Source organism: Aeromonas sp. ASNIH8 (genome assembly GCF_002919855.1).
In the GTDB taxonomy this organism is placed as follows: Bacteria; Pseudomonadota; Gammaproteobacteria; order Enterobacterales; family Aeromonadaceae; genus Aeromonas; species Aeromonas caviae.
This window is the reverse complement of record NZ_PQLN01000003.1, coordinates 80002-98523: the sequence shown is the minus strand read 5'-3', so window position 1 is coordinate 98523 and position 18522 is coordinate 80002. Positions and strand designations below refer to the sequence as shown.

13 protein-coding genes are annotated in these 18522 nt (G+C 61.4%); 7 read left to right on the top strand and 6 right to left on the bottom strand.

The features are described from left to right. Positions 1-8 precede the first annotated feature (8 nt). From glnS to nagE, 3 genes are all read right to left on the bottom strand, one after another. Positions 9-1670, bottom strand: a complete 1662-nt coding sequence (glnS, locus tag C3418_RS01880) for a glutamine--tRNA ligase (protein ID WP_010674101.1) — start codon at positions 1668-1670, stop codon at positions 9-11. Between the two features lie 342 nt (positions 1671-2012). Further along, the gene (locus tag C3418_RS01875) at positions 2013-4676 is read right to left on the bottom strand and encodes a beta-N-acetylhexosaminidase (protein WP_010674100.1); all 2664 of its coding nucleotides are present in this window, start codon (positions 4674-4676) and stop codon (positions 2013-2015) included. A gap of 122 nt (positions 4677-4798) precedes the next feature. Further along, entirely contained in the window at positions 4799-6253 is a 1455-nt protein-coding gene (gene nagE, locus C3418_RS01870; RefSeq protein ID WP_010674099.1) for an N-acetylglucosamine-specific PTS transporter subunit IIBC, read from the bottom strand. Between the two features lie 272 nt (positions 6254-6525). Here nagE and nagB point away from each other — a divergent pair, with 272 nt between their 5' ends. Genes nagB through C3418_RS01855 form a run of 3 tightly spaced genes read left to right on the top strand, consistent with a single transcriptional unit; the run spans position 6526 to position 9700 of the window. Further along, the gene (gene nagB, locus C3418_RS01865; RefSeq protein WP_010674098.1) at positions 6526-7326 is read left to right on the top strand and encodes a glucosamine-6-phosphate deaminase; all 801 of its coding nucleotides are present in this window, start codon (positions 6526-6528) and stop codon (positions 7324-7326) included. Positions 7327-7335: 9 nt separating this feature from the next. Beyond that, the gene (nagA, locus tag C3418_RS01860) at positions 7336-8481 is read left to right on the top strand and encodes an N-acetylglucosamine-6-phosphate deacetylase (protein WP_010674097.1); all 1146 of its coding nucleotides are present in this window, start codon (positions 7336-7338) and stop codon (positions 8479-8481) included. 4 nt (positions 8482-8485) lie between these two features. Continuing rightward, complete coding sequence (locus tag C3418_RS01855; protein WP_010674096.1) at positions 8486-9700, top strand: ROK family protein; 1215 nt, start codon at positions 8486-8488, stop codon at positions 9698-9700. 69 nt (positions 9701-9769) lie between these two features. Here C3418_RS01855 and C3418_RS01850 read toward each other — a convergent pair whose 3' ends face one another. The 3 genes from C3418_RS01850 to aspS form a co-directional block, all read right to left on the bottom strand. Further along, entirely contained in the window at positions 9770-11395 is a 1626-nt protein-coding gene (locus C3418_RS01850) for a phosphoethanolamine transferase (RefSeq protein WP_029314244.1), read from the bottom strand. 347 nt (positions 11396-11742) lie between these two features. After that, positions 11743-12483 carry a YebC/PmpR family DNA-binding transcriptional regulator gene (locus C3418_RS01845; RefSeq protein ID WP_010674094.1) on the bottom strand — a complete coding sequence of 247 codons (741 nt, stop codon included), beginning with the start codon at positions 12481-12483 and terminating at the stop codon, positions 11743-11745. Positions 12484-12583: 100 nt separating this feature from the next. After that, positions 12584-14350 carry an aspartate--tRNA ligase gene (gene aspS / locus C3418_RS01840; protein WP_010674093.1) on the bottom strand — a complete coding sequence of 589 codons (1767 nt, stop codon included), beginning with the start codon at positions 14348-14350 and terminating at the stop codon, positions 12584-12586. 428 nt (positions 14351-14778) lie between these two features. Here aspS and C3418_RS01830 point away from each other — a divergent pair, with 428 nt between their 5' ends. The 4 genes from C3418_RS01830 (at position 14779) to C3418_RS01815 (ending at position 18520) form a co-directional block, all read left to right on the top strand. Continuing rightward, positions 14779-15627 carry a DUF72 domain-containing protein gene (locus C3418_RS01830; RefSeq protein WP_010674092.1) on the top strand — a complete coding sequence of 283 codons (849 nt, stop codon included), beginning with the start codon at positions 14779-14781 and terminating at the stop codon, positions 15625-15627. 333 nt (positions 15628-15960) lie between these two features. Continuing rightward, positions 15961-16698, top strand: a complete 738-nt coding sequence (gene cmoA / locus C3418_RS01825; RefSeq protein WP_010674091.1) for a carboxy-S-adenosyl-L-methionine synthase CmoA — start codon at positions 15961-15963, stop codon at positions 16696-16698. Positions 16699-16701: 3 nt separating this feature from the next. Further along, positions 16702-17679 (top strand): tRNA 5-methoxyuridine(34)/uridine 5-oxyacetic acid(34) synthase CmoB, encoded by a 978-nt coding sequence (gene cmoB, locus C3418_RS01820; protein WP_010674090.1) that lies wholly within the window; start codon positions 16702-16704, stop codon positions 17677-17679. An 82-nt stretch (positions 17680-17761) separates the two neighbouring features. Beyond that, positions 17762-18520 carry an ATP-dependent zinc protease gene (locus C3418_RS01815; protein ID WP_010674089.1) on the top strand — a complete coding sequence of 253 codons (759 nt, stop codon included), beginning with the start codon at positions 17762-17764 and terminating at the stop codon, positions 18518-18520. Positions 18521-18522: the final 2 nt, after the last annotated feature.

The following is an 18522-nucleotide window of genomic DNA, read 5'->3' as shown; positions in this document are numbered from 1 at the left end:
CTCTTCTATCAGGCCTCGGCCTTGCCCCAGACGTCACGCAGGGCCACGGTGCGGTTGAACACCAGGCGCTCGGCGCTGGAGAGCTTGTTGTCGGCGCAGAAGTAACCTTCACGCTCGAACTGGTAGGCAAACTCCGGCTTGGCATCCTTCAGGGAAGCTTCCACCCGGGCCCCTTCGATGATCACCAGGGATTCCGGATTCAGAGCCGCTTCGAAGTCATCCTCGGCGCCCGGGTTCGGCACCTTGAACAGACGGTCGTAGAGACGCACTTCGGCCGGCAGGGAGTGAGTGGCGCTGACCCAGTGGATCACCCCTTTCACCTTGCGGCCGTCCGCCGGATCCTTGCCCAGGGTCTCGGGGTCGTAAGAGCAGTAGATGCAGGTGACCTTGCCGTCGGCATCCTTCTCGACCCGTTCGGCCTTGATGACGTAGGCGTTGCGCAGGCGCACTTCCTTGCCCAGCACCAGACGCTTGAACTGCTTGTTGGCTTCCTCTTTGAAGTCCGCCTCGTCGATGAAGATTTCGCGGGAGAAATGCAGCTCACGGGTCCCCATCTCCGGCTTGTTCGGGTGCGCAGGCGCCGTCAGCACCTCGTCCGCCGCCAGGTTCTCGATCACCACCTTCACCGGGTGCAGCACGGCCATGGCGCGCGGGGCGTTCTCGTTGAGATCGTCGCGGATGCAGGCTTCCAGCATGCTCATCTCAACGATGTTGTCCTGCTTGGTCACACCGATGCGCTTGCAGAACTCGCGGATGGAGGCCGGGGTGTAACCACGGCGGCGCAGACCGGAGACGGTCAGCATGCGCGGATCATCCCAGCCGTTCACGTGCCCCTCGGTCACCAGCAGGTTCAGCTTGCGCTTGGACATGACGGTGTATTCGAGGTTCAGACGGGAGAACTCGTACTGACGGGGGTGACAGTCGATGCTGATGTTGTCCAGCACCCAGTCATACAGGCGACGGTTGTCCTGGAACTCCAGGGTACACAGGGAGTGGGTGATCCCCTCTAGGGCGTCCGAGATGCAATGGGTGAAGTCATACATCGGGTAGATGCACCACTCGTCACCGGTCTGGTGGTGGTGGGCAAACTTGATGCGATAGATGACGGGATCGCGCATCACCATGAAGGGGGATGCCATGTCGATCTTGGCGCGCAGGCAGGCGCTCCCTTCGGCCATCTCACCGTTCTTCATCTTGGCGAACAGGGCCAGGTTTTCTTCCACGCTGCGATCGCGGAACGGGCTGTTCTTGCCAGGGGCGGTCAGGGTGCCGCGGTATTCGCGCATCTGCTCCGGGGAGAGCTCGTCCACATAGGCCAGTCCCTTCTCGATGAGCTCGATGGCGTAGCCGTGCAGCTTGTGGAAATAGTCGGAGGAGTAGCAGATCTCGCCGCTCCACTGGAAGCCCAGCCACTGGACGTCCTGCTTGATGGACTCCACGAACTCGATGTCTTCCTTCGCCGGGTTGGTGTCATCGAAACGCAGGTTGCACTGACCCTGATAGTCGCGGGCGATGCCGAAGTTCAGGCAGATGGATTTGGCGTGGCCGATATGGAGATAACCGTTCGGCTCCGGCGGGAAACGGGTATGCACGCTGCTGTGCTTACCGCTGGCCAGATCTTCATCAATGATCTGACGAATAAAGTTAGTTGGGCTGTTCGCCTGACTCATGGCTCACCTCAAAAATGCGTCACTGGCGGACGTTGTGCCGGCTGGCACCCTCATACCCCCGCCGTCAAGCCGGGTATGATCCCTCATTACGCGCCCTGCCTCAACCTGAATTTGGCCAATTCGGGTCATTGGCGCACCAAAAACGGCGAAACGGGAGAAATTGCAGAGATCCTGGTCAAAAAAAGCCCCGCACGGGGCGGGGTCTCAAGTGATGAAAAACAGACAAAACACACACAACAAAGGTTCACACGCAGAGTCAACCTTTCCCAAACCCGATGGCCATCGACCTTGGGAAAGGCGGGTCTTGCGACCCACCTTGCGTTATGGATTGAAGGCTAGCTATCAGTTCAGCTCGGTGACGCGGCTGGTGCGCTTGCCATCGAAGCTGGTGGTACGCAGCCAGACCTTGCCATCCACGGTCGGCTTGGCGGCAGCGTCGTAGGCAGTCCAGGTTGTGCCGTCCAGGCTGTACTGGATGGGCAGACCCGGCAGATCCACGTTCGCTTCCAGCACACCGTTCACCACCTTGGCACCCGGTACGGAGAGGCGATATTCCACCCCGGCCTGGTCCAGTTTCGGCAGCACGCGCTGACCCAGCACGTTGGCAAACTGGTTCCACTCCTTGTTCAGGGTGGCCTTGTTGACATGCTTGGTCTCGCCGGAGAACTCGCGACCTTTCACATAGTCCAGCTCGAAGCCGCCCTTGTGCCAGGCACGCTCAGCCATGGAGAAGATGCGCGGGTAAACCATGTACTCGTATTGCGCATCGGTACGCACGGTTTCACTCCATTGCTGACCGGAGATCCCCTTGAACTTGACCGGATCCTGGTCACCCTTGGCCACGAAAGCGTTGCCGTCGCGGTCAACCGAGGTCTCGGCGTTCTGCGGCAGGTTTTCCGGGGCGAAAGCGAACACCTTGCGGGTGTCGTTGAAGCGGGTTGCCCAGTAGTAGCCACGCTCAGCCGGGTGTACCTCGTTCGGGAAATCGAAGTAGAGGTAATCCGGGTTGGAGAGCACCACGTCATAACCCTTGTGCGCCCACTTCATCGCTTCGTTGAAGCCACCCCAGTAGAGGGTTTCCCAGAAGTTGACACGGGTGTTGTCGGTGGCGAACTCCTTGGCACTGTTGGCGTATTTCAGACCATCTTCCCAGGCCTGCAGGGTGGAGAAGCCGTGGCCCTTGACCATCTCGCCCACTTCCTTGGCGAAGTAAACCGGCAGCTCGGCTACGTCCTTGATCTTGCCATCGTCGATCATCTTCTGGCACATGGGGGACTTGCCGAACGGCTTGTCCTGCTTGCTGGAGTCGACATTGCCCTTCCAGGCCACCAGATCTTCTTTCTTGGTGACGGCCGGATCCTGGTAACCACCGCCCTGCATGATGTTCTTCGCCTCGTCACCACCGTAGTGCCAGGCGGTCAGCGGCTGGCCGGCGGCCTGGTGCATCTGGGCCACTTCGTCCATCACCTTGGCCACGAAGGTGGCGGCACCCGGCTGGCAGGGGTTGATGAAGGACATCTTGTCGTAGAACTGCACCGAAGTGACGTTGGAGGTATCGGCCGGGTCAGTCAGACGGAACTGGTTCGCCTCGGCTTCTTTGCCCTCGCTCATCAGACGCTTGTAGCGTGCCTCCATGGAGACCACGGCGGCACGGGCGTGGGCCGGCATGTTGATCTCGGGGATCACGGTCACACCGCGGGCCTTGGCGTAACGCACCAGGTCGATGTAGTCCGCCTTGCTGTAGAAACCGGAGCCCTGGTTGTCGCTGGTGGGGCCGGAGCCAAGCTGCGGCATCAGGCACTTGGTTTCGGACTCGTCATGGCAACGCTGGCTGCCGACGTCGGTCAGCTCCGGCAGGCCCGGGATCTCCAGACGCCAGCCTTCATCGTTGGTCAGCCCCAGGTGCAGCACGTTGAGCTTCATGGCGGACATCTGGTCAACCAGCTTCTTCAGGGTCTCGGGGCTTCTGAAGTGACGGGCCACGTCGGTCTGCATGCCGCGGTATTCAAAGCGTGGCGCATCCTCGACGCTCATCTGGCTCACCAGCTTGTCGTCAACGCCCAGCAGGGAGATCAGGGACTGGGCGCCCCAGAAGGCGCCGTCAACGTCGTGCCCCTGAATGACGGTGCCCTTCTTGCCGATGGTCATGTCGTAGCCTTCGGCCTGCTTGAGCTTGCTGCCGAGCTTGATGGTGACCGGGTAGCCGGTGTCGGAGAGGGTAACACCCAGCTTGGTCAGTTGAGCCTTCAGGGCCTCGGCGCGATCGCTCGGCAGGTCAAGGGCATTGAGCTTGATGGTGGAGAAGTCGACCTGCGGACCGGCCTTGACCACCTGCTTCATCGGGCTTGGCAGGATGCGGTCGTCAATCTTGCCGGCAGGCAGCAGGGTGCTGGTCTGGTTGGCCGCGAAACGGGTCTCGCTGTTCATCAGGATGTTGTTGTCATCCTTGGTGCGCTTCCAGCCATCGGCCGGCATCGGCTTCTCGTAGGTGCTGGCATCGTCGATGTTGCTCATGCTGGCCAGCACTTTCGGCTCGGCCCCTTCACTGGCGACATACCAGTTCGGCATGATGTCAGATTCGAACAATACCCAGTATTCCACCACCAGGGGCACCTCGACCGTGGCGTCCTTGGCAAAGCCCTGGAACTTCTCGGTCGGCGTCAAACGATAGAGGTCGCCGGTCAGGTGGGTGATGGTGAACTGGTCGTTGTCCACCCGCTGGATGCGGCGGATGGAGGAGACATAGATGCTCCAGTCCTTGGAGGTGACGTCGGCACCGGTATTGGTCAGGTGCAGCTTGGCAACGCCGCAGCTTGCCCACTCGGAGCCCAGCGCCTGGCAGTCAAGACCGGCGCCGGCACCGTCATTGGTGACGACTTCGTACTTGACGACGAGGTTGCTGGCGAGGGCGTCGACCACCGCTTGCCTGGCAGCATCGGCTGCAAGTGCGGGACCGGCGAAAACGGTAGACATGGCAATGGCTAACAGAGAATGTTTCAAGTTCATAACTGCTGCTCTCATTTGAAGTAAAGGTTGGATTTTCTTGGCTTTTTTTATATGGGGCCCCGAGGCGGGGCCCTTAGTTATGTCAACAATGGACTTAGACTTGAGGTGAGCGAGTCGCTCGATTAACGCAGGGCTTTCATCTCACCGGCGATGATCTCGGCCAATGGGCCCAGAATCACCTGCAGGTTCTGCTCACCGAGCTTGACCACACCGGCCGCGCCCAGGGCTTTGAGCTTGCGCTCGTCAACGATGCTGCGGTCTTTCAGGGTCAGACGCAGACGGGTGATGCAGGCATCGATGGTCACCAGGTTGTCCTGACCACCCAGCACTTCCAGATACTGCTTGGCCAGCTCGGTGCGATCGGTGGTTTGAGCCTGTACCGGCACGGCTTCGTCATCTTCACGGCCCGGGGTTTTCAGGTTGAACTTGGCGATCACTGCGCGGAAGACCACGTAGTAGAGGCCGAAGAAGACCAGACCCTGTACCAGCAGCATGTACCACTGGGTCGCCAGCGGGTTGCGGCTGGAGAGCACCATATCCACCAGACCGGCACTGAAGCCGAAACCGGCGATCCAGTGCATGGAGGCTGCGATGAACACGGAGATACCGGTCAGCAGGGCATGGATGACGTACAGTACCGGCGCCACGAACATGAAGGAGAACTCGAGCGGCTCGGTCACCCCGGTGAAGAAGGCGGCAAAGGCGGCAGCGATCATGATGGACGCAACCTTCTCTTTGTTCTCTTTCTTCGCGCTGTGGTAGATGGCCAGTGCGGCACCCGGCAGACCGAACATCATGATGGGGAAGAAGCCTGCCTGGTACATGCCGGTCACGCCCACGACAGCCTTGCCGGCGTCGATGGAGGATTGGCCACCCAGGAAGTTCGGGATGTCGTTGATGCCGGCCACGTCGAACCAGAACACGGAGTTCAGGGCGTGGTGCAGACCGACCGGGATCAGCAGACGGTTGAAGAAGGCATAGATGCCGGCACCGGTAGAGCCCATGCTGACGATGGATTCACCGAAGCTCACCAGGCCACCGTAGATGACCGGCCAGACGGCCATCAGGATGAAGGAGACGACGATCATCACCACGGAGGTCACGATCGGCACCAGACGACGACCGGAGAAGAAGGCCAGCGCCTTGTGCAGCTCCACGCTGCTGAAGCGGTTGTACAGCTCAGCGGCGATGACACCACACAGGATGCCGACGAACTGGTTGCTGATCTTGGCAAAGGCTGCCGGCACCTGGTCGGCCGGGATACCCTTGATCTGGGCCACGGCGCCCGGGCTCAGCAGGGTGGTGACCACCAGGAAGCCGACCAGACCGGCCAGCGCGGCGGAACCGTCTTTATCCTTGGACATGCCGTAAGCGACGCCGACGGCGAACAGAATGGGCATACTGTCGATGATGGCGGCGCCCGCCTTGATCAGAAACGCAGCCAGAGGGCTTCCGCCACCCCAACCGTTCGGGTCAATCCAGTAGCCAATCCCCATCAGGATCGCGGCGGCAGGCAATACCGCTACCGGCACCATCAGGGCACGGCCGATCTTTTGCAAATAACCGAGAATGTTCACGGTTCCTCTCCTTAGTTGGTGTTTTTCTAGAAATTAAGTGCTTATCACGTTCGACGCATAAGCCATCAAGGCTTGATTGGCAGTCTATGTGTTTTATTTCGCTGCGCAAATTAATAAACCGGCTTTCGTGATCATTATCACTCAACAGAGATAAAGGTAGCCGATAGATGTGGCTTAGTTCGCAATCTTTATTTACGCTATAAAACAACTTGAATCCGTGTCTGGTCCCTTGCCGTCACTCCCTGTGCGGCAACCGTACTGAGGTATATAGAATGCGCCTGATCCCGTTGAAGTCTGCCAGCCAGGTGGGTCTCTGGTCTGCCCGTTACATCGTTGACCGCATCAATGCGTTCAAACCCACTGCCGAGCGCCCCTTCGTGCTGGGTCTGCCCACTGGCGGCACCCCGCTCAACACCTACAAGCGCCTGATTGAGCTGCATAAAGCCGGCGAGGTGAGCTTCCAGAACGTGGTCACCTTCAACATGGACGAGTATGTGGGGCTGCCCAAGGAACATCCGGAGAGCTACCACAGCTTCATGCACAACAACTTCTTCAATCACGTGGACATTCGCCCGGAAAACATCAACATCCTCAATGGCAACGCCGAGGATCTGGTGGCCGAGTGCCAGCGCTACGAAGACAAGATCAAGTCCTACGGCAAAATCCACCTGTTCATGGGCGGCGTCGGCAACGACGGTCACATCGCCTTCAACGAACCGGCCTCTTCCCTGGCTTCCCGTACCCGGGTCAAGACCCTGACCGAAGACACCCGCATCGCCAACTCCCGCTTCTTTGGCGGCGACATGGAGCAGGTGCCCAAGCTGGCCCTGACCGTGGGTGTCGGCACCCTGATGGACGCCGAAGAGATCCTGATCCTGGTGGTCGGTCACGCCAAGGCCCAGGCCCTGCAGGCCACCGTGGAGGGCAGCGTCAACCACATGTGGACCATCTCCACCCTGCAACTGCATCCGAAAGGCATCGTCGTGTGCGACGAGCCCTCTACCATGGAGTTGAAGGTCAAGACGGTGCGCTACTTCCAGCAACTGGAAGCCGACAATATCAAGCACCTCTGAGGAGCTCCCATGTACGCTCTGACTAATTGCACTCTCTACACCGGCAGCTGCGTGCTGACCGGTTATGGCGTGGTCATCGATGGCGACAAGATTGTCGCCATCTCCCGCCAGGCAGAACTGCCCGCCGGCATCGAGCAGATTGACCTCCAGGGCGCCAACCTCAGCGCCGGCTTCATCGACGTCCAGCTCAACGGCTGCGGTGGCGTCATGTTCAACGGTCACATCACCACGGACACCCTGGCCACCATGCAGGCGGCCAACCTGAAATCCGGGACAACCAGCTTCCTGCCGACCCTGATCACCAGCCCGGATGCGGACATGAAGCAGGCCGTCGCCGTCACCCGCGACTACATGGCCGCCCACCCCAACGAGGTGCTTGGCGTCCATCTGGAAGGGCCCTACACCAACCTCAAGCGCAAGGGGATCCACCCGGCCGAACAGATCCGCCAGCCCGCCGACGAGATGATCGACTTCTTCTGCGACAACGCGGACGCCATCGCCAAGATCACCCTGGCGCCAGAGCGCAACAAGCCCGAGCACATCCGCCGTCTGGTGGAGGCCGGCATCCTGGTCTCCGCCGGCCACACCGCCGCCAACTACGATCAGGCCATGGCGGGCTTTGACAACGGCATGCGCTTTGCCACCCACCTCTACAACGCCATGACCCCGACCCTGAATGGTCGCGAGCCCGGCGTGGTCGGTGCCATCTACGATCGCAAGGATGTCTATGCGGGCATCATCGTCGACGGCCACCACGTACACTGGGCCAACGTGCGCCTGGCGCACAGGATACTGGGGGAGCGGCTGGTGCTGGTCACCGATGCCACCGCGGCGGCGGGCGCACCGGAAGGCTTTGAGAAATTTGATTTTTGCGGCGCAACCGTCTATTTCCGCGATGGTCAGTGCGTCGATGAGAATGGTACACTCGGCGGCTCCGCCCTCACCATGATCGAAGGGGTGGAAAATCTGGTCAAACAGGTCGGATTGCCGCTCGACGAAGCACTGAGAATGGCCACCCTTTACCCCGCTCGCGCCATTGGATGGGACTCGCGTCTCGGTAGTATCCAGGTCGGAAAAATTGCCAACCTCACCGTCTTTGATCAGGCCTTCGCGGTCTGCGGGACCGTGGTTAACGGACACTACACAACACAGTGACACTATGACTGGCGGACAAATAGCAAACGTAGATCTTATCAAGCAGGTAAACAGTGCGGTCGTCTATCGCCTCATTGACCTGCAGGGGCCCATCTCGCGGGTCAAAATTGCTGAGTTGAGTCAGCTGGCCCCGGCCAGCGTGACCAAGATAACCCGGCAACTGATCGAGCACGGCCTCATCAGGGAAACCTCGCCGCAAGCCTCCACCGGCGGGCGCCGCGCCATCTCCCTGACCACCATCAAGCATCGCTTCCAGTTTGTGTCCGCCAAGCTGGGTCGCGGCTACCTGCAGCTCTCCCTGTATGACCTCGACGGCAAGGAGCTCGATCAGCACATCACCCAGGTGACCGAGATCGAGCAGCAACCCGTGGTGGACATGCTGCTGCGGGAGATTGGCGCCTTCATCGACGCCAATCAGGATCGCAGCCGCAACCTCATTAGCATCGCGCTGACCATGCCGGGTCTGGTCAACCCGGAATCCGGCATGGTCATCTACACCCCCACCTACCAGATCCGCAACCTGGGGCTCGCCAAGCTCCTGGAGCACCACTTCAACCTCCCCTGCTACGTGGGCAACGACACCCGTTCGCTGGCGCTGGCCGAACACTTCTTCGGCGAGTCCCGCGACTGCATGGACTCCATCCTGGTGAGTGTCCACCAGGGGACGGGCTCGGGCATCATCACCAAGGGCAAGGTGTTTCTCGGCCAGAACCGCAACGTCGGCGAAATAGGCCACATCCAGGTCGAACCCCTTGGCAAGCGCTGCCACTGCGGCAACTTCGGCTGCCTCGAGACCATCGCCTCCAACGAGGCCATCGTCGACAAGGTGAAGGAGCTCATCAGCCGCGGTCACCTGAGTTCGCTGCAAGAGAAGCACATCACCATCCAGGAGGTGTGCAAGGCGGCGGTGGCCGGTGACGAGCTGGCCCGCAGCGTGATCGAGAACGTGGGGGAGCACCTGGGGCGCGCCATCGCCATCACGGTCAACCTGTTCAACCCCCAGAAGGTGCTCATCGCCGGTGAAATCACCGCCGCCGAAGAGATCCTGATCCCGGCCATCCGCCGCTGTGTCGAGCACCAGTCTCTGCCAAGTTTCCATCGCGGCCTGCCCATCGTGAAGGCGCGCTTCCAGAACCAGCCCACCATCGGCGGCTTCGCCCTGGTCAAGCGCTCCCTGCTGGAAGGGGATCTGCTGCAGATCATCATGGAGCAGAAGTAAGGCCTACCCCTTCGGATACGAAAACGGCAGCCAGTGGCTGCCGTTTTTTTATGGTCTGTTTTCGCCGGTTCACCCCGCCCGGCACGGTTTGAACAGATCCAGCTTGCCGTCATAGACCTGGGTCTGCACGTCCATGATGCCGAGCATGGAGTGGAACAGGTTGTCGTGGGAGAAGCGCTTGCTGGCTGCCTCCTGTTGCAGGCAATCCAGATTGAGCTGACGGTCTGCCTGCAACTGGGGAGAGAACCAGGTCAGGAGCGGCACCCGGGTCTGATCGTCCGGTGCGAACTTGTAGGGGGTGCCGTGCAGATAGAGCCCCATGGCGCCGAGGGATTCGCCGTGATCCGACAGATAGACCAGCCCCACGTTGTACTGGCTCTCCAGGCTCTTGAGCTTGTCGATGAGCTGGGCCAGCACCTTGTCGGTGTAGCGGATGGTGTTGTCATAGGTGTTCACCAGCTCTTCGTTGCTGCAGTTCTCGATGTCGCTGCGCGGGCAGTCCGGCAGGAAGACGCGATCGGCGGCCGGGTAGCGGCGATAGTAGGTCGGACCGTGGCTGCCCATCAGGTGGAAGGCCACCAGCTTGCTGCCCTGCTTGCCCTGCATGTCGGCGATCTGCTGATCCAGCCCCTGCAACAGCACCTCGTCATGACAGGCATTGCCGGAGCAGTATGCGGGGAATGCCTTGGGCTCAATCTCGATGGTGGGGACGTTTTTGCACACCCCCTTGCAGCCGCCGTCGTTTTCCTTCCAGAGCACCGAGATCCCGGCATGTTGCAGCACGTCTAGCAAGCCGTCCTGGGACTGGGCCCTGGCCTCGTCATAGCCACGCCGGGTCATGTTCGAGAACATGCAGGGCACGGAGAGCGCAGTGGCGGTGCCGCAGGAGCGCACGTTCCTGAACGAGACGACATTGGCCTCCTTCTCGGTGAAGCCGTTGGTCTCCTTCTTGTAGCCGTTGAGGGAGTAGTTCTGGCTGCGAGCCGTCTCCCCCACCACCAGGAACATCAGGGTCGGCTTCTCGTGCTGGCCGATCACCCTGGCATCGGTGCCGATCTGCTGGTAGGGAATGGGAGTGGCGAAGACCACATCCCGGGCGTACTTGTAGAGCCCGTGCACATAGTTGGCGGGCACTATCTCCTTGCCGAGGGACTTGTTGTTGCGCCCGACCGAGGCGTAATCCTGGTAATAAAGGGCGGCAGCCCCCACCAGAAACAGCAAGGAGAGGGCGATGGAACCGAGGCGCAGACCCAGCCCCTTGTACCAGGGACGGGGATACTCAATCTTCACCCACAGCAGGACCAGCACCGGCAACAGGCCGGTCAGCAGGAACCAGAGCACCACGGAACCGTTGAGGTAGGAGCCCGCCTCCCCGCTGTTGGTCTCGATGATGTTTTGCATCATGCCCATGTCGAAGATCACCCCGTACTTGAGCATGGCGTAGCTGACCAGGGAGCCGGTCAGGATGAGCAAGGCGAAGAAGGGCTTGAGCAGATAACGGAAGGTAAAGGGCAGGAACACCGCGTTGAGGGCCGCCACCAGTACCAGGGGAATGGAGAGGACAAACCCCGCCTTGACGTGTTCAAGGGCGCTGAGAATGCGATAAAAGTGCAGGAAAATGGGCCAGTTGAAGACCAGTGCAAACAGCAGCACCAGCAACAGATTGACCTTCATCACTCCCAGAGTGAGACGCATAGAGAGACTCCGACAAACCAGTGGAACTAACAACCTGCCAGCAGGCTTCGTGGTGACCATCCCGACACTCGACCCTGAAAAACAGGACAAGAGCCAGGGAGGTCCAGATACGGGGTCATCCTAGGACGGCAAACTTAAGCGAACATTAAGAGAGGAAATCGAACCACAAGGGGAGGTGCTCGGTCTGGCACATAAAAAAACGGCAGCCCGGGCTGCCGTTTTTGCGAAGGTGAACAAGGTGTCGCACCTGTGTGTTCGCGAACCTGAACAGGGTCGCGAGCGGCCGGTGATCTCGCCGGAGCCGGGGAAGAGGACCGTTGTGGCCTCCTCCCTCTTGCTCTGGGGGATCACAGGGTCGCGGCGATCTCGTCGGAGATGGAGCCGTTGTGGTACACCTCCTGCACGTCGTCCAGATCTTCCAGCATGTCGATGAGGCGCATCAGCTTGGGCGCGGTCTCGGCATCCAGTTCCGCCTCGGTGGAGGGGATCATGGTCACTTCGGCGCTCTCGGGCTTGAAGCCGGCGGCTTCCAGACCGTCCAGCACGGTGCCGAAGTCGTTCGGGGTGGTGTAGACCTCGATGGTGCCATCTTCTTCGGTCACCACGTCGTCGGCACCGGCTTCCAGCGCGGCGTCCATCAGAGCGTCTTCATCGGCGCCCACGAAGGTCAGCACCCCCTTCTTGGTGAACAGATAGGCCACGGAGCCGTCGGTCCCCAGGTTGCCGCCGCACTTGCTGAAGGCGTGACGCACTTCGGCCACGGTACGGTTGCGGTTGTCGGTCAGGCACTCCACCATGACGGCGGAACCGGCCGGGCCGTACCCTTCGTACACGATGGTCTCGAGCTGCTCACCGTCACCGCCGCCGGCCCCACGGGCGATGGCGCGGTTGATGGTGTCGCGGGTCATGTTGCTGGTCAGGGCTGCCGCCACCGCCGCACGCAGGCGGGGGTTGTTGGCAGGATCGGCATCACCCAGACGCGCGGAGGTAGTAATTTCGCGGATCAGCTTGGTGAAGATCTTGCCGCGCTTGGCGTCTTGCGCCGCCTTGCGGTGTTTGATGTTGGCCCATTTACTGTGACCTGCCATAGGGACTCTCCGTTATAGTTGGAAATTTCAGTAACACTGGTTGCGCCCAGGGGGAAACGGGAAAGGCCGCATCGCTGCGGCCTTTGTTGCCGATAACGGCTTATTCGTCACCCTTGACGGTGGTCGCAATCGCCAGCTCGCCCAGTTGGGCCGGGTTGGCAAAGCTCGGGGCGTCTGTCATCAGACAGGCGGCCGCCGTGGTTTTCGGGAAGGCGATGACATCCCGGATGTTGTCGGTGCCGGTCAGCAGCATGCTGAGGCGGTCCAGACCGAAGGCCAGGCCGGCGTGGGGCGGGGTGCCGTATTTCAGGGCATCCAGCAGGAAGCCGAACTTCAGGCGTTGCTCGTCCGGGGTGATCCCCAGGATGTCGAACACGGTGGACTGCATCTCGCTGTTGTGGATACGCACAGAGCCGCCACCCACTTCGTAACCGTTGATCACCATGTCGTAGGCGTTGGCGTAAGCGCCCACCGGGTTCGCTTTCAGCTCGGCCGGGCCCAGGTTGCTCGGGGCAGTGAAGGGGTGGTGCATGGCCGCCAGGCCGCCTTCGCCATCCTCTTCGAACATGGGGAAGTCGATGACCCAGAGCGGCTTCCAGACGTTCTCCACCAGGCCCAGATCGCGGCCCACCTTCAGGCGCAGGGCGCCCATGGCATCGCACACCACTTTCTTGGAGTCGGCGCCGAAGAAGATGATGTCGCCATCCATCGCGCCGGTGCGGGCCAGGATCTCGCGCACGATGGCGTCAGAGAGGAACTTGGCCACCGGGGACTGCACCCCTTCGAGGCCGCTCCCGGCGTCGTTGACCTTCATCCAGGCCAGGCCCTTGGCACCGTAGATGCCGACGAACTTGGTGTACTCGTCGATCTGCTTGCGAGACAGCTCCGCGCCGCCCGGTACCTTCAGGGCCGCCACACGGCCTTTCGGATCCTTGGCAGGACCGGCGAACACGGCGAACTCCACCTCGGTCAAGAGATCTGCCACGTCCACCAGCTCCATGGGCAGGCGCAGGTCCGGCTTGTCGGAGCCGAAGCGGCGCATGGCTTCGTCGAAGGTCATGATGGGGAAGTCACCCAGGTCCACGTTCAGGATGTGCAGCCAGAGCTTGCGGATCATCTCTTCCATGATTTCACGCACCTGGGGCGCGGTCATGAAGGAGGTCTCCACGTCGATCTGGGTGAATTCCGGCTGGCGGTCGGCACGCAGGTCTTCGTCGCGGAAGCACTTGACGATCTGGTAGTAGCGGTCGAAACCGGACATCATCAGCAACTGCTTGAACAGCTGGGGGGACTGCGGCAGGGCGTAGAACTTGCCCTTGTGCACGCGGCTCGGCACCAGGTAATCACGGGCCCCTTCCGGGGTCGCCTTGGTCAGCATCGGGGTCTCGATGTCGAGGAAGCCGTGCTCGTCCATGAAGCGGCGCACGAAGGCACTGGCCTTGGCACGGGTCTTCAGGTACTTGGCCATCTCGGGACGACGCAGGTCCAGGTAGCGGTACTTGAGGCTCACCTCTTCGCTGTTGACCTGGTTGAAGTCAAGGGGCAGCGGCTCGGCACGGTTGATGATGGTGAGCTCGTGGGCGAACACCTCGATGGCACCGGTGGCCATGTCGCTGTTGCGCTGGGAGTCGGGGCGGGTACGCACCACGCCGGTCACCTGGATGCAGAACTCGCCGCGCAGCTCGGAGGCCAGGGCAAAGGCGTCCGGCTTGTCCGGATCGAAGAACACCTGCACGATGCCCTCGCGGTCGCGCATGTCGATAAAGATGAGGCCGCCGAGATCACGACGACGATGGACCCAACCGCACAATGTAATGGTCTGCCCGGCATGGGCCTCATTGACCTGTCCGCAATAGATAGAGCGCATGGACTTCTTCCTTCGAAATGGTAGAGAGACGGTTCATCCTGGGTCGCCGGGCACGACTGGCAAGCACCGTCTGTCTCACAGCTGGCCAGATCCTGCTTCTTGCCCGGTTTGAAATCTGTCTCGGGTCATCCGGCTCCCCGAGCCGGATTCTTGCCGCCGCCCCAGGCATGCCCCCGCTCCCGACCGGGATGACGAGTGGGCGCCGGGGTATCGGCTGGCGTCGTTGTCTGGCCACTGCCGGGCCGCGATCATCGTCACCCGGGGGCTCGGTCGCGCGCATTACGACAATGTGGCAAACAAAAGGGTTGGCATTATAGAGGAAAACCTCCATTTGGGTAAAATGGCCCGCAGCCCCCTTTACCCTGTTTTTTGTTGTTCTGGCGCAAAAAGGAGGGCAAAAGTGCGCCAACCTGCCGACAGGAACCATCATGAGCCTCTATTTGGGCCTGCCCCAGTGGTCACACCCGGCCTGGCCCGGCCAGTTGCTGGGGATGAATGCCAGGCCCGCCGAGCACCTCGCCGACTATGCCCGGGTGTTCAACTCCGTGGAGGGCAACACCACCTTCTACGCCTCGCCGACCCCGGAGACGGTGCAGCGCTGGGCCGATGCGGTCCCCGACCACTTTCGCTTCAGCTTCAAGTTTCCCAAGGAGATCAGCCACCAGAGCGATCTGGTGAGCGCGGACAAACAGGTGACGGCCTTCATCCGCCTGCTGGCCCCCCTGCATGACAAGCTGGGGCTGCTCAAGCTGCAACTGCCCGCCCGCTTCGGGCCAGAGGGGCTGGCCCGTCTGGATGCCTTCTTCGCGCGGCTGCCCCAGGATTTCACCTATGCCCTCGAGGTGCGCCACCCCGATTTCTTCGCCAAGGGGGAGGCGGAACGGGCCCTCAACCGGATGCTGATGGCGCGGGGCATCAATCGCATCATGCTCGACAGCCGCCCGCTCTTCTCGGTGCCCGCCACCACGGCCGCCATGATCGATGCCCAGGGCAAGAAACCCAGGTTGCCGGTCCATCTGCTGGCCACGGGGGGTGCCCCGGTGGTGCGCCTGATTGGTTTGCCTCAAATCGAGGACAATCACCCATTTTTGCCACCATGGTTGCCACATTGGAAACAATGGCTTCAGGAGGGCAAGGATCTCTACCTCTTTGTTCACACCGCCGACAATGCCCGGGCCCCCGAACTCGCACGGCAGATCAGCCGCCTGCTCGGCCAGGAGATGGCCCCCTGGCCGGGAGAAAACGATCGCGCCCGCCAGGGGGTGCTGCCCTTTTGAGCGGCCCCCTCCCCGCCCCTTCTCCATCCCCAAAAAAAGCCGCTTTTTTTGTGGTCCCACCGGGGTTGGCGTCAAGACAAACGCCCGCCTTTCCTCTACACTAGCGCCCCAAGTAAGGTCCCGGGCCTGGGTGCATGGCAATGCGTTGCCCACCCCAGCCCGGCACCCTGAGGGCCCGGACCATGGCCCGTTGCGAACAGGGGCAGCCCGAAGGATCCCGGAGCAAGCCACCCCGTTCGTCAACCGGTGACGACGCCATTTCGATGCCCGTCCACCCAAGATTCAATTGAATAAAACAGCCGCCCACCACACCGGCTGTCAGGTTGCGTCAGCATGCACGATCAGATTTTTGCCGCCCCCATTGCCCGTCTGGGAGACTTCTGCTTTGACGAGCAGGTCGTCGACGTCTTCCCCGACATGATCCAGCGCTCGGTGCCCGGTTACAGCAACATCATCTCCGCCATCGGCATGATGGCCGCCCGCTACGCCCAGCCCCAGAGCCGCCTCTACGATCTCGGCTGCTCCCTCGGCGCCGCGACCCAGGCCATGCGCCGCCACGTCACCCAGCCCGGCTGCCAGATCACGGCGGTGGATCTCTCCCACCCCATGATCGAGCGGGCCCGCGCTCACCTCTCGGGCTTCAAGTCCGAGGTGCCGGTGGAGCTGGTGGAGGCGGACATCTGCGACATCCCCATCGAGAACGCCTCCGTGGTGGTGCTCAACTTCACCCTGCAGTTCGTCGCCCCCGAGAAGCGGGCCGCCCTCATCGCGCGCATCTTTGACGGCCTGCGCCCCGGCGGCATCCTCATCCTGAGCGAGAAGTTCCGCTTCGATGACGAGCAGGTCAACGAGCTGCTCATCGACTTGCACCTCGACTTCAAGCGGGCCAACGGCTACAGCGAGCTGGAAATCAGCCAGAAGCGCACCGCCCTTGAGAACGTGATGCGCACCGACACCCTGGCGGTTCATCAGGCGCGCCTGCGGGACGCCGGCTTCACCCACCTGGACCTCTGGTTCCAGTGCTTCAACTTCGGCTCCATGATTGCCATCAAAGCCAGCGACACCAACTAAGCCATGATCGATTTCGCCCATTTTTATCAACTGATCGCCAAGAACCGGTTGAGCCACTGGCTGCACACCCTGCCCGCCCAGCTGCACGCCTGGCAGCACGACAACCTGCACGGGGATCTGCCGCGCTGGAACCGCGCCCTCGCCAAGCTGCCCGTCGTGGCCCCCGACCGGATCGAGCTCAAAGAGCGGGTCGCCATCGGCGGCCCCGATAGCCTGGGAGAGGGTGAGCGCAAGAAGACCGAGAGCCTGTTGCGCCAGCTCATGCCCTGGCGCAAGGGCCCCTTCCATGTGCACGGCATCCACATCGACACCGAGTGGCGCTCCGACTGGAAGTGGGATCGGGTGCTGCCCCACATCAGCCCGCTCCAGGGCCGCTACGTGCTGGACGTGGGCTGCGGCAGCGGCTACCACCTCTGGCGCATGGTGGGGGAAGGGGCGAAACTGGCGGTCGGCATCGACCCGAGCCCGCTGTTCCTCTGCCAGTTCGAAGCCATTCGCCACTTCGCAGGCAACGACCAGCGCGCCCACCTGCTGCCCCTCGGTATCCAGGAGCTGCCGGCGCTGCGGGCCTTTGACACCGTCTTCTCCATGGGAGTGCTCTATCATCGCAAGTCTCCCATCGAGCACATCGAGCAGTTGCGCAACCAGCTCAAAGACGATGGGGAGCTGGTGCTCGAGACCCTGGTGGTGGACGGCGACGAAAACCAGGTGCTGATGCCCTCCGATCGCTACGGCAAGATGCGCAACGTCTGGTTCCTCCCCTCGAGCGCGGCCCTCACACGCTGGGTCGAGCGCTGCGGGTTCACCGATGTGCGCATCGTCGACGAGAATATGACCAGCACCGACGAACAGCGTCGTACCGACTGGATGATTAACGAGTCCCTGAGTGACTATCTGGATCCACACAATCCTGCGCTCACGGTCGAAGGATACCCGGCACCCAAACGTGCCGTACTGATCGCCAGAAAGGCCAAAGACTAGCCGATGGCGGCTGTGGAAGTTACACTGACCCAATTCCAGGAAGCACAGTTAAATGAATGACATGAAAAGCAAATTAAAAGGAATGACCCTGCTCTCCCTGCTCAGTCTCGGCGGGTGTGTCAGTATGGAAAAAGCCCCCCCGGCCCCGACCCTGACGCTGGCCGAGCTGCGCAACGAGATCTCGTTGAGCGAGCAACGTCTGCAAACATCCATGGAACAGCAACAGAAGCAGTATGTGCAGCAACAGCACCTGCTGGTTCAGCTCAACACCGATGTCACCAACATGAAAGAGTCCGTGAAGAAAGTCGACAGCAAGCTGGCTACCCTGCCTCCCGAGCCGCCCAAGGCCATGCCCATTCCCACCGAGAAGTGCCCGGCGCCGAGCCAGGGCCACACCGTCGATGGCAAGCTGCTGGTGGGTGAAGCGGAGTGGATCTGGGTTGACGCCGCCAACGACGCCTTCCAGGCCCGGGTCGACACCGGCGCCACCACCTCCTCCATCAGCGCCCAGGAGATCACCATCTTCGAGCGCAACGGCAAGAACTGGGTGCGCTTCTTCCTGAGCCACCAGGAGATGGACGACAAGATCCAGATTGAAGCGCCCCTGGTGCGTCACGTGCGGGTCCGTCAGGCTTCCGCCGACGATCTCGACCGTCGCCCCGTGGTTCGCCTCGCCGTGCGCATCGGCGACATGACCGAGAAGGCCGAATTTACCCTGAAGGACCGCAGCGACATGACCTTCCCCGTGCTGCTGGGCCGTGAATTCCTCAAAGACATCGCCGTGGTCGACGTGGCCCGCGAATATATCCAACCCAAACCCAAGCTCAAGGATGTGAAATAATC